Here is an 11,578-nt window from a genome sequence, read left to right on the forward strand (position 1 = left end):
GCCCGATCATTTTCCAGAGGAGGTGGCCGATGGAGGCTCTCGACAATTTGCTCAACCGTGTTTCCGCGCCGCGCCTGCTCGATCCGGCACCGACCCAGGCCCAGCGCGATATCCTGTTCGCCGCCGCCATGCGCGCACCGGATCACGGGCAACTGCGGCCCTGGCGTTTCCTCACCGTGGAGGGCGCCGCTCGTGAGCAATTGGGCAGCCTGCTGGCCGAGGCGGTGCGCCTGCAAGAGGGCGAGGCCAACCCGGCGGCTATCGACAAGGCCCACGCCATGCCCTTGCGCGCGCCGTTGGTGATTGTGGTGGTGGCGCGTTTGCAGGAGCACTTCAAGGTGCCGAAGTCCGAGCAGTTGCTGGCCGCCGGTTGCGCGGCCCACGGCATCCTGCTGGCGGCCCATGCCCAGGGGATCGGCGCGGTGTGGCGCACCGGTGAGTTGTCCTATTCGCGCCATGTGGCCAAGGGCCTGGGGCTGGGCGACAACGAGGAAGTTATCGCCTTCCTGTACCTGGGCACGCCACAGAACGAATTGCGCCAGCCGCCGAAGGTCGACCTGACGGAGTTTGTCAGCGCCTGGTCGGCTTGAAGTTAAACCAGCGCTCCAGGCTCCAAAGGTAGATCCAGCTTGGCGATAAACCCTCCCTCGGGATGATTGGCCAGCACCAGGCTGCCGCCATGCCGCTCCGCCGCCCGCCGGGCGATGGCCAGTCCAAGGCCATGGCCCGGGGCTGTTTGCCCAGGTGCCCGGTAGAAGGGCTCGCCCAGTTGCGCCAGGTGCGCGGGCTCCACGCCCGGGCCATGGTCGCGTACGCTGATTTCGATGCGTTCACCCACCCGTTGTGCGCGTAGCTCGATGGGCTGGCCTGCGGGATTGAAACGCTGGGCGTTGCGCAGCAGGTTATCCACAGCCCGCTCGATCATGGTCGGCCAACCCCTGAAGTTCAGCGCCGGTTCAGCGTCGAATTGTACCGGCTGTTCCGGGCAGCCCAGGTTGGCATCCTTCTGCAAGGTGTCGAGCAGCGTTTCAAGGTCGACCTCCTCGGCGCTGGCTTGATCGGAATCCACTCGGGCCAGGGTGAGAATTTCGCTGATCAGCGCTTCCAGCCGGTCGCATTCGCGGGTCAGGCGCGGCCAGAGTCGCTCGCGTTCTTCAGGGCCGGCGCGTTCGGCCAGGGCCAGGGCAATACGCAGGCGCGCCAGCGGTGAACGCAATTCATGGGAAACATCCCGCAACAACTGGCGCTGGCTGCCGATCAGGCTTTGCAGGCGCGCGCCCATCAGGTTGAAGTCCTTGGCCAGCACGCCGAACTCATCGCGCCGCCCCGCCAGTTTCGCCAGGCTGTTCTGTTGATAAGTCGTCTGCCCCAGGTCATGCACGGCGCCACGCAGGCGGCTCAGCGGGCGGGTGATGGACAAGGTCACCAGCAGGCTGAACAAGGTCAACACCACCAGGGCAATGCCCAAGGCACTGAGCGGGCGCAACAGGCTTTCGCGGTGCCAGGCATCCAGTTCCGGGTGGGGGATACGGTAGATCAGCAGGTAGGTCTCGCCGCTTTTCGGGCTGGTGTACTCGACCGTCAGGCGCCGCCAGGGCAGCTTGCGGTCATCGTTGTTCTGGCGTGCTTCAAAGGCCGCGGCCCGGCGCGGAAAAGTCCCGCGGACCAGCGGGTCGCCGCCTTCGTTGAGCACCTGCACGTCGATGTGATAACGCTGCTTGCGCTGTTCCAGAATCGCCTGGGCGGCTTCTTCGCCCTGGCTCTCATAGGTCTGCGTCCACTCTTCGGCCAGGCTGTTCAAGCCCGGATGACGACTGAGAATCCAGGTGTCCTGGTTGAGGATGTGCATGAGCAGGATCGATAGGCCCGCGACAAGGGCAATGGCCAGCCAGAAGCTGGCCAGGATGCGCCAGAACAGTGATCGCACAGCAAGTCCTCAACCAAAGGGGGCAAACGAAGAAAGCCCGACGGCATTGGCCGTCGGGCTGGAGCATAAGCGGATTATTGCGTTTTTTGCGCTTGCTGTGCCTTCCAGGCTTTGAATTCGCTCCATTCGGCACGGCGCTCGGCCTGCTTTTTCTGCATCTCGTCGAAGGTCTTCTGCTGTTCAGGCTTGAGCAGGGCGCGGATCTGGGTCTGGGTCTTCTGGTGCGAAGCCTCCAGTTCGCCCTTGAACGCAGTCTGATCGGCCGGCGAGAGTTTTTCCAGGTACTTGCCGACGATGGCCTGGCGCTCGTGCCGTTGTTCGCCGACCAGTTTACGGATCTGCTGGCGCTGTTCCTTGGTCAGGTCCAGTTTTTGAAAGCCACCTTTGCCGTGATGCTGGCCGTATTCCGGGCCGCCCATCGGGCCACCATCTTCGGGCATGGCCATGGCCAGGGTCGGGAGGGCCGCGGCGAACATCAGGGCGATCAGGGTCTTGCGCATGGTGTTTCTCCTTGTCTCGATTCCGGTCAGTCCGGATGAGTACAGATTAAGGAGTTCAAGGTCAGCGGCGGTCAGCGGAGGGTAAAGCTTGGGTAAAGAGGTTTTTGGCACGGGTTGACACTTGCCGGCGCCGGGCTGGCGCAATACCGATCCGGCGAGTGCGATCGGTGCAGGCGCTGGTTTGTATAGGCGCTGGCTTGCCAGCGATCAGGCCGGCAAGTCTTGCATAGACCTCGCGGACGCCATCGCCGGCAAGCCGACTCCCACAGGGCGGCGTCAGAGGCTGTAGTAGTAACCGCGGCTGCGCAGGGCAACGATGCGCGGGCGACCGTCCGGATGCGGGCCGATCTTCTTGCGCAGATTGCTGACGTGCATGTCCAGGCTGCGATCGTACAAGGTCAGCTTGCGACCCAGGGCGATCTGCGCCAGCTCCTGCTTGTCCAGGGGTTCGCCGGGTTGTTGCAGCAGGGCTTCGAGCAGGCGACTCTCGGAGACGGTGAGGGTGAAGTCCTGCTGGTCGATGGTGACCACGCCACGCACCGGGCTGAAGCACAGGTCGCCGAGTTCCATCTGGCTCGGGGTCGCGGCGGGGTGGCTGCGGCGTAGCACGGCGCGCAGGCGGGCGGTCAATTCCCGGGGATCGCAGGGCTTGGCCAGATAGTCGTCGGCACCCAGTTCCAGGCCGAGGATGCGGTCCAGCGGCTCGCCACGGGCCGAGAGCATCACCACCGGCAACTCCGGGTGCTCGTTGCGCAACTGCTTGAGCAGTTCCAGGCCACTGCCATCGGGCAGCATCACATCCAGCACCACGGCGGCCGGGGCGTTGTCCGCCAGGGCCTTGCGCGCGCTCTGGCCATCATGGCAGGCGCGTACCTGGAAGCCTTCCTGGCTCAACCAACTGCTCAGGAGCTCGCACAACTCCTGGTCATCGTCTATCAGTAACAGGTCGCTCATGACTCTCTCGATTACGGATCGCTAATGGCCTGCTCAATTCAGCCATTGCCGACGTTGTCTACGTCCGCCACTGGCGAAGATACCGCAGAGCAGGGCCAGGAGTGCAACTCCCGCGCCGGTGACGAACCATTGTTGCTGTTCGGTCAGTAGGCGCGGGCCGGCACTGGCCTGGGCTTCCTTGAGTTGCAGCTTCAGGTGCTGGTTTTCCTGGCGCAGGTGGCTCAACTGGGCACTTTCGCGCATCGCGTCGGCACTCTGCAATTGTTGGCTCAACTCTTCTCGCTGTCGCTCGCTTTCTTTCAAGCGTTGCTGCAAGTCGGTGATCTGGCTACCGGCACTCAAGGATAGGGGGGTGGAGTTACTCGAACCCTGACTCTCTTCGGCGTGGGCGGCGGCCCCTATCGACAAGATGACCACTAGCAGCAACAACGGACCTTGGCGCATCGCAAACTCCTGATTCCAATCGGCATTGGGCAGGTTGTCGGCTGCTGAACGAGAATAATGAGCGATTGGGCCGCGATGAACCCTGAAGGTTCATCGCGAAGGGAGAAATTTATGGCAGGACTTGCTTGAACGGTTTGACCAGCACCTGGGCGTAGACGCCCGTGGCGACGAACGGATCAGCCTCGGCCCAGGCTTGGGCTGCGCTCAGGCTGTCGAATTCGGCGACGATCAGGCTGCCGCTGAAACCGGCGGCGCCCGGGTCGTTGCTGTCCACGGCCGGGTGCGGGCCGGCCAGGACCAGGCGTCCTTGCGCCTGGAGCTGATGCAGTCGCTCCAGGTGCGCCGGGCGTACGGCCAGGCGTTTGTCCAGGGAGTTTTCGACGTCGGTGGCGATGATCGCGTAGAGCATGTCAGTCCTCGGTTTTCGGGATGGTTGGGTCGCTGTCGTGCAGGTGGCGGGACAGGTAGATGCCCTGGCCGACCAGGAACAACAGGGTCATGCCCAGGCTGCCGAACACCTTGAAGTCGACCCAGTATTGCTGGAAGGTGAACGCCACGAACAGGTTGGCGCCGCCGCAGAACAGGAAAAATACGATCCAGGCCAGGTTCAGCCGGGTCCAGATCGGCTCGGGCAGGCTCAGCGCATGGCCCATGATGCGCTTGATCAGCAGGCGGTCACCGATGAAGTGGCTGCCGGCAAACGCCAGGGCGAACAGCCAGTTGACCACCGGGGCTTTCCACTTGAGGAAGGTTTCGCTGTGGAAGGCCAGGGTCAGGCTGCCGAAGACCAGGCAGGCGATCAGGGTCAGCCACTGGCTCTTCTCCAGTTTGCGCTGGGTGATGAACAGGGTGCCGTAGACCACCAGGGAGCTGATGATCAGCATCGCCGTGGCGCTGTAGATACCGCCCACGGTCAGGCTGTGGCCGGCGATCTCCATCACCCGTGGTTCGATTTTGTAGACGATGAAGAACAGGAAGAGCGGGATGAAATCGATGAATTGTTTCACAGTGGCAGCCAGAAGCAGGATGTGACGGCATAATAACAAACATCATTGCCAGCGAAAGCGCCGCCTAGAGGTTATTCAATTCCCGTGGAAATCGATCTGCACTGCCATAGCACGGCCTCCGACGGCGCCCTCGCGCCGGCGGTCCTGGTTGCCCGTGCGCACGAGAGAGGCGTGCGGGTCCTGGCCCTGACCGATCACGACACCCTCGAAGGCCTTGGCGAAGCCCGTAGCGCGGCGCAGGCGCTGGGGATGCGGCTGGTCAACGGCGTCGAGTTGTCCTGCACCTGGGGCGGCGCGACCATCCATGTGCTGGGCTACGGTTTCGACGTCAACGCACCGGCGCTGGTCGAGGCCATCGCCCGCCTGCATGAGGGGCGCTGGCTGCGTTCCGAGGAAATCAGCCGCAAGCTGGCGCTCAAGGGCATGCCCGGCGCGCTCGAAGGCGCGCGGGCGATCCAGCAGGAACTGGGCGATAGCGGCAATGCCCCGGCGCGTCCACACTTTGCCGATTTCCTGGTGCGCGAAGGCTTCGTCAAGGACCGCGCCGAAGCCTTTCGCAAGTGGCTGGGCGCGGGCAAGCTGGGGGACGTCAAGCTGCACTGGCCGACCCTGGAAGACACCGTCGGGACCCTGCGCGAGTCCGGTGCCTGGGTCAGCCTGGCCCATCCCTGGCACTACGATTTCACCCGCAGCAAGCGCCGCAAGCTGATTGCGGACTATATTCAAGCTGGTGGCCACGCTATCGAAGTGGTCAATGGGCATCAACCCGCCGAGCAGGTAGGCAGTCTGGCGATCCTTGCCCGTGAGTTCGGGCTGCTGGTCAGTGCCGGCAGTGATTTCCATGGTCCCGGAGGCTGGTCCGAGATCGGTGAATACCGCCCGGTCCCTGAAGATCTGCCGCCACTCTGGTGTCGCTTCAAACATGAGCAACCTACTGCCGTCGTCTGAACAGGTAGAAAACGTGAGTCAATTTTTCCAGATTCATCCGGAGAACCCGCAGGCGCGCCTGATCAAACAGGCGGTGGAGATCATTCGCAAGGGCGGGGTAGTGATCTATCCCACCGATTCGTCCTATGCCATCGGTTGCCAGATCGGCGATAAGAATGCGGTCGAGCGGGTGCGCCGTTTGCGGCAGTTGGACGATAAGCACAACTTTGCGCTGATCTGCAGCGATCTGTCGCAACTGGGGCTGTTCGCCAAGGTCGATACCGGTCTGTTTCGCCTGCTCAAGGCCCATACGCCGGGGCCCTATACCTTTATCCTGAATGCCACCCGGGAAGTCCCGCGGCTGCTGCTGCACCCGAAAAAACGCACCATCGGCCTGCGTATCCCCAGCCATCCGATTGCCCTGGCGCTGCTCGAAGAGCTGGGCGAGCCGCTGATGAGCGTCAGCCTGATCATGCCCGGCGAGGCCGATCCGATGATCGATCCCTACGAGATCCGCCAGTTGCTCGAGCATCAGGTCGACCTGATAATCGACGGCGGTTTCGGCGGGATCAAGGCTTCGACCGTGATCAACCTGGCGGACGGTGAGCCGGAAGTGGTCCGCGTCGGCTGTGGCGATCCCGCGCCGTTCATGGTCGAGGCCTGAATGTCCGCCGTGGAAACCGTCGACAGCCAGGCCGATGCCCAGCAGGAATTGCCGTTCGCCCTGGTCTATGGCCAGGCGGTCACCGAGATGCCGCTGGACCTGTATATCCCGCCGGACGCGCTGGAAGTCTTCCTCGAAGCTTTCGAAGGCCCGCTGGACCTGCTGCTCTACCTGATCCGCAAGCAGAACATCGATATCCTCGATATCCCGGTGGCGGAAATCACCCGCCAGTACATGGGTTATGTCGAACTGATGAAGTCGGTGCGCCTGGAACTGGCGGCCGAGTACCTGGTGATGGCGGCGATGCTGGCCGAGATCAAGTCGCGGATGCTGTTGCCGCGTTCGGCCGAAATCGAGGCGGAAGAGGACGACCCGCGGGCCGAACTGATCCGGCGCCTGCAGGAGTATGAACGCTTCAAGAGCGCCGCCGAAGGCCTCGACACCTTGCCCCGGGTCGGTCGCGATGTACTGGTGCCCAAGCTCGACGCCCCCGAGGCGCGGGCGCGCAAGTTGTTGCCGGATGTCAGCCTGGAAGAGGTGTTGATGTCCATGGCCGAAGTCCTGCGCCGTGGCGACCTGTTCGAAAGCCATCAGGTCAGTCGCGAGCAGTTGTCGACCCGCGAGCGCATGAGTGATGTGCTGGAGCGCCTCAAGGGCGGCGGTTTCGTGCCCTTTGTCGAGCTGTTCACCGCCGAGGAAGGACGGCTGGGGGTGGTGGTGACCTTTATGGCGATTCTTGAGCTGGTCAAGGAATCCCTGGTCGAACTGGTGCAGAATGAACCCTTTACGGCGATCCATGTGCGGGCGCGCGCTGAATAACGAGCACAATCCATGAACCTGAGTGAACCCCGCGAGCTGGCCCCGCTGCTTGAAGCCTTTCTGTTGGCCTCGGGAAAGCCACAATCCCTGGAGCGGCTGTTCGAGCTGTTCGAGGAGGGCGAGCGGCCCGAGCCGCCGGTCTTCAAGAAAGCCCTGACGATCCTTGCCAAATCCTGCGAAGGGCGGGCCTTCGAGCTGCGCGAGGTGGCCTCCGGCTATCGCCTGCAGGTGCGCGAGAAATTCGCCCCCTGGGTCGGACGGCTCTGGGAAGAGCGTCCGCAGCGTTATTCCCGGGCGATGCTCGAGACCCTGGCGCTGATCGCCTATCGCCAGCCGATCACCCGCGGCGAGATCGAGGACGTGCGTGGCGTGGCGGTCAACAGCCAGATCGTCAAGACCTTGCTGGAGCGCGAGTGGATTCGCGTTGTCGGTTACCGCGAGGTGCCAGGCAAGCCGGCGATGTTCGCCACCACCAAGGCGTTCCTCGATCACTTCAACCTGAAGAACCTCGACGACCTGCCGCCCCTGGCCGAGCTGCGCGAGCTGGAGCCCGAGCCGATGCTCGATGTCGAGGACGCCCCGGTGCCCGCGAGCTTGCAGGCCCTGGCCGATGCCAGTATCGATCCGGAGGAGGTCGAGGCGCCGAAGGAGGAAACCAGTTTCCATAGCCTGTTGCTGGAGCTGGACTCCATGGAAGAGGGGATCAAGACGGACTTTGATGACTTATTGCGTGATGGCGCGATGGTGCCGGCGGGCGAGTTGTTACCTCGGGAGCCTGGGCTTGAAGAGGTTGAGCCTGGTGTGACGGTTGAGGCGGTCGAGGTGGTTGAGTCCGGTGAAGCGCCGGAAGAAGAGCCGGAAATAGTCGAAGAGCCAGAAGCACCGGAGCCGGATCTGGTCGGCGCCCAACAGGCCCGGGAACAGTTGCTCGCGGCGGTCGCGGCGCTGGACCAGGCGGCCGGCCGGCCGCAACTGACCGATGAAGAAGCCGAGGCCCTGGCCCTGGCCGAAGCGATCGAACAGGAACGTCGCTTGCTCGAGGAGTGATCCGGTGGGTGCATAATGGCCAACATCGGCGTATGATTCGCGCCCCCGCGGCGATCCCTTCGCCCAGGCAACAGATTCAATTTCTTCAGGCCAAGGCCTGAATCGACACACCGGGAGGTGCCCAGATGAGTGATATCAACCAGAAAGACGACCAGGAAATCGGCCCCGCAGGCGAAAAACTGCAGAAGGTCCTCGCCCGTATCGGCGTCGGCTCGCGCCGTGACGTGGAAGGCTGGATCAGCAAAGGCCGGATCAAGGTCAACGGCAAAGACGCCACCCTCGGCCAGCGCGTCGACATGCATGACGCCATCACCATCGATGGCAAGGTGATCAAGCGCGAAGAGGCGTCCGAATCGGTTCGCCGCGTGATCATGTACAACAAACCCGACGGCGAAATCTGCACCCGTGACGACCCGGAAGGCCGTCCGACCGTGTTTGACAAGCTGCCGCGTCCGAAAGAAGGCCGCTGGATCAATATCGGCCGCCTGGACATTAACACCACCGGCCTGCTGATGTTCACCACCGACGGTGAGCTGGCCAACCGCCTGATGCACCCGTCCTACGAAATGGACCGCGAGTACGCGGTCCGTGTCCGTGGCGAAGTCGACGAAGAGATGATTGCCCGGCTCAAGGCCGGCGTGATGCTCGAAGACGGCCCGGCAAAGTTCACCGATATCCAGGAAGCGCCTGGCGGTGAGGGTTTCAACCACTGGTACCACTGCGTGGTGATGGAAGGTCGAAACCGTGAAGTGCGTCGCCTGTGGGAATCCCAGGGCTTGGTGGTCAGCCGTCTGAAACGCGTGCGTTTCGGTCCGGTGTTCCTCAATTCCGACTTGCCGATGGGCCGCTGGCGTGAAATGACCCAGTACGAGGTGGATGTCCTCAGTGCCGAGGTCGGCCTGACGCCGGTAGCCATGCCGCAGCTCAATGCCAAGAGCAAGGACAAGCTGGAGCGTATGCAGCGCAAGTCCTCGCGTCCGGTGGGCAAGGGTGAGCGCGTGCGGACCCTGCGTCCGGCTGCTGGCGCAGCTGCCGAGCGCAGCGAGCGCGAGCCACGGATCGAAGGCGAGCGTCCAGCACGCAAGCCGGCACCGCGCCAGGACGGCGAGCGCGCGCCGCGTGCCCCGCGTCCGGCGGCCGGTCGTGGTGAGTCGACCCGTGGTACGCCAGTGGCGGATCGTCCGACGGACAGCAAGCGTCCGGCCAAGCCGGCACCCAAGTCCAAGCGTCCAAGCCTGGTCCTGGACAAGGATGCGCCGTCGGGTAAGCGCCGTGGCGCGCCGGCCGGTTCCGGCCAGCGTCCGGGGTTCGGGCGGCGCAAGCCTGAGTAATAAGCTGGTTTGAGGTCGGGCAGAACTTTGTGGTGAGCGGGCTTGCCCTGATGCCGTTCAGTTAAGGCCGAACACGGTCCCTGTGGGAGCAGAGCTTGCTCGCGAAGAGGCCCTTGAGGCCGCTAAAAGCTTCGCGGCGGTGCGGCGATCCGACAAGCTCCGCTCCCACAGGTTAAGTGGCGAGTCGAGCGCGGGCAAGCCCGCTCGCCACAAGAGCAAACCCTGCTTCAAGTTCTGCTGTGTCCTCAAGGTTTCACGGAGCAAACCTTAGGGCGTGCCAGTCACCTCAAAACACAAACTGCCCGTCAAACACCGGCTTGTCATCCAGCGCCAGCACCCCGCTGGCAAAGATCAGGTCCAGGTGATGGCTGCCCTTGGCACCGCCACCCAATCCCAGGTGCAGGCCGCAATGGCGCTCCTCGAAGCCCGAGTTGCGCGCATACAAGGCTTTCACGCCCTCATTCGTACCGATCCCCAGTTCCTCGACCCGCCGGTTGGACGGATTGGCATTCAGGTATTTGTTGAAATCCTCCTCCAGTCCCGGCACTTCGGTGGCAATCCGGCTGATGGTCGAATCCTCGATCCACAGCTCCAGCGGCGACGCCAGCACACCGTACTTGCGGGCAAAGGGAATGGTGCCGAGAAAGGTCCCGACAAACTTCACGCAACCGTTGACCGCGTCGCTGTGGGTGGCGATTTCGCCAGGGGCCAGGTCGTGGTTGCCGATGCCATTGATATTGGTCCACTTGCGAATGCTGCTCAGCGGCGTCTGCAGGTGCGAGCCGTGGCGATCCTTGAAACTCAGGGTGGTGGCCTGGGACATGCGCCGGATCAGGCTGTCGTTGAGGTCGGCAATGCGCTGCGGGCTGACGCTGAAGGTGTCGTAGAAGTAGTCGCCGTAATCCTTGAACAGCAGCGACTTGCGCCATTGCCCGGCCATGACCCCATGCAACGCATGGAGGAATTCCGGACCCTGCGGGCGAGGCGGGGAGAGCATCGAGGAATCGTAGAAAAAGATATACAGGTCGCTGTCGCTGATGGCTTCGATCAGGCTCTGGGCCGGCTCCAGGTCCAGGCGCAGGGCGTGGAAGTCGAACTGCTGGTGCTGGGCGTCCTGTTCGATGATGGCCGCGGCGATCTCGCTGTACTCCGCTGTATGGCCCAACAGGACTTTAGGCTGGTTGAGCCCTTCCAGGGCTGGATGCCAGGCGAGGTAGTAGAGAAAGTGTTCGAGGGCGCGGGTCTGGTCCATGACGTCGTTCCTGGTCTTGCAAGAGGGTGGATGCGGCAAACCGCATCCACTTGAAGGCCCTAGAAAGGCCACATCGCGGTGCCAAAGGGCACGACAGCATCGGCTTGCATCATTTCCACGGCCGCGTCGTGGGTCGGGGCTTCAAACCAATCGTCCAGTTGCAGTTCAGTGCTCACGTCCTGATCCGAGACTTGCATAGTGAATCTCCTTGGGAATGGTATTGCTGGACGGTCGAAAAGGCTTCGGCTAGGAAAAATCCTAAACATGAAATCCATTTCTCCGACTCGCCGTCTGTAGGCTTCGGCAAGTGGCTGAAAAACTAGTGCAGGATCCTGATCGGCGCAAAAAATTATTTTCAAAGTTTTTTTGCCGGTGCCGAGGGCAAAAAATATTCCCCCGGGAAAACAGTTATTCAGCCACGAAAGCTGGTGCTAAACGGTCTGCCTGTCAATTTTTGAACAGGGACTGCTCACGGCTTTTCTGGCAAGAAAACCTGACACTTCGTCAGGAAAACTTGACGATCTGGACAGTAAAATCGCCTGTAAACACGGTATTTGGACTGGCGTAAGGAATACTTGCCGAGGGGCTCTGTAGGATTTTTCTTTGCTGTGAAAACGCCTCTTGTCCTCCCGGGCTGGGGACGGTGAGATGCGCGGAGATCGTGTCCCAGGAAGTGGTGTAACTCATCATGGCTCTGGCCACTGAG

General features: G+C 62.6%; 15 protein-coding genes. 6 read left to right on the forward strand and 9 right to left on the reverse strand.

The genetic code is table 11. The features are described from left to right. Window positions 1-29 precede the first annotated feature (29 nt). Entirely contained in the window at window positions 30-590 is a 561-nt protein-coding gene (locus M5B96_RS29780; RefSeq protein ID WP_248800508.1) for a nitroreductase family protein, read from the forward strand. A gap of 2 nt (window positions 591-592) precedes the next feature. On the opposite strand, the gene M5B96_RS29785 is transcribed toward M5B96_RS29780, so the two are convergent. The 6 genes from M5B96_RS29785 to M5B96_RS29810 all read right to left on the reverse strand — a co-directional run bounded on the left by M5B96_RS29785 (window position 593) and on the right by M5B96_RS29810 (window position 4,832). Continuing rightward, entirely contained in the window at window positions 593-1,927 is a 1,335-nt protein-coding gene (locus M5B96_RS29785; protein WP_248800509.1) for an ATP-binding protein, read from the reverse strand. A gap of 74 nt (window positions 1,928-2,001) precedes the next feature. After that, a complete protein-coding gene (locus M5B96_RS29790; RefSeq protein ID WP_248800510.1) occupies window positions 2,002-2,427 on the reverse strand; it encodes a Spy/CpxP family protein refolding chaperone in 426 nt (141 codons plus the stop codon). A gap of 276 nt (window positions 2,428-2,703) precedes the next feature. Beyond that, entirely contained in the window at window positions 2,704-3,381 is a 678-nt protein-coding gene (locus tag M5B96_RS29795; RefSeq protein ID WP_248800511.1) for a response regulator transcription factor, read from the reverse strand. Window positions 3,382-3,414: 33 nt separating this feature from the next. Further along, entirely contained in the window at window positions 3,415-3,825 is a 411-nt protein-coding gene (locus M5B96_RS29800) for a translation initiation factor 2 (protein ID WP_248800512.1), read from the reverse strand. 109 nt (window positions 3,826-3,934) lie between these two features. Next, window positions 3,935-4,234, reverse strand: coding sequence for a YciI family protein (locus tag M5B96_RS29805; protein ID WP_248800513.1), 300 nt, complete (start codon window positions 4,232-4,234; stop codon window positions 3,935-3,937). Window position 4,235: 1 nt separating this feature from the next. Next, complete coding sequence (locus tag M5B96_RS29810; protein ID WP_248800514.1) at window positions 4,236-4,832, reverse strand: septation protein A; 597 nt, start codon at window positions 4,830-4,832, stop codon at window positions 4,236-4,238. 84 nt (window positions 4,833-4,916) lie between these two features. Between M5B96_RS29810 and M5B96_RS29815 the strand changes: the two genes are divergently transcribed. From M5B96_RS29815 to rluB, 5 genes are all read left to right on the forward strand, one after another. Continuing rightward, the gene (locus M5B96_RS29815) at window positions 4,917-5,780 is read left to right on the forward strand and encodes a PHP domain-containing protein (protein ID WP_248800515.1); all 864 of its coding nucleotides are present in this window, start codon (window positions 4,917-4,919) and stop codon (window positions 5,778-5,780) included. Between the two features lie 13 nt (window positions 5,781-5,793). After that, on the forward strand, window positions 5,794-6,423 hold the full coding sequence (locus tag M5B96_RS29820; protein WP_248800516.1) for an L-threonylcarbamoyladenylate synthase: 630 nt from the start codon (window positions 5,794-5,796) through the stop codon (window positions 6,421-6,423). A 120-nt stretch (window positions 6,424-6,543) separates the two neighbouring features. After that, complete coding sequence (locus M5B96_RS29825; protein ID WP_177093350.1) at window positions 6,544-7,242, forward strand: segregation and condensation protein A; 699 nt, start codon at window positions 6,544-6,546, stop codon at window positions 7,240-7,242. Window positions 7,243-7,254: 12 nt separating this feature from the next. Beyond that, entirely contained in the window at window positions 7,255-8,289 is a 1,035-nt protein-coding gene (scpB, locus tag M5B96_RS29830) for an SMC-Scp complex subunit ScpB (protein ID WP_248800517.1), read from the forward strand. 125 nt (window positions 8,290-8,414) lie between these two features. Then, window positions 8,415-9,620 carry a 23S rRNA pseudouridine(2605) synthase RluB gene (rluB, locus tag M5B96_RS29835; protein WP_248800518.1) on the forward strand — a complete coding sequence of 402 codons (1,206 nt, stop codon included), beginning with the start codon at window positions 8,415-8,417 and terminating at the stop codon, window positions 9,618-9,620. Between the two features lie 286 nt (window positions 9,621-9,906). Here rluB and M5B96_RS29840 read toward each other — a convergent pair whose 3' ends face one another. The 3 genes from M5B96_RS29840 to M5B96_RS29850 all read right to left on the reverse strand — a co-directional run. Then, window positions 9,907-10,872, reverse strand: coding sequence for a leucyl aminopeptidase (locus M5B96_RS29840; protein WP_248800520.1), 966 nt, complete (start codon window positions 10,870-10,872; stop codon window positions 9,907-9,909). Window positions 10,873-10,931: 59 nt separating this feature from the next. Next, on the reverse strand, window positions 10,932-11,069 hold the full coding sequence (locus tag M5B96_RS29845) for a hypothetical protein (protein ID WP_177100072.1): 138 nt from the start codon (window positions 11,067-11,069) through the stop codon (window positions 10,932-10,934). Between the two features lie 307 nt (window positions 11,070-11,376). Further along, the coding region (locus M5B96_RS29850) for a hypothetical protein (protein ID WP_248800521.1) at window positions 11,377-11,578 on the reverse strand (202 nt) is incomplete at its 5' end.

Origin of the sequence: Pseudomonas sp. MWU13-2105 (assembly GCF_023242315.1) — a bacterium.
GTDB lineage: Bacteria > Pseudomonadota > Gammaproteobacteria > Pseudomonadales > Pseudomonadaceae > Aquipseudomonas.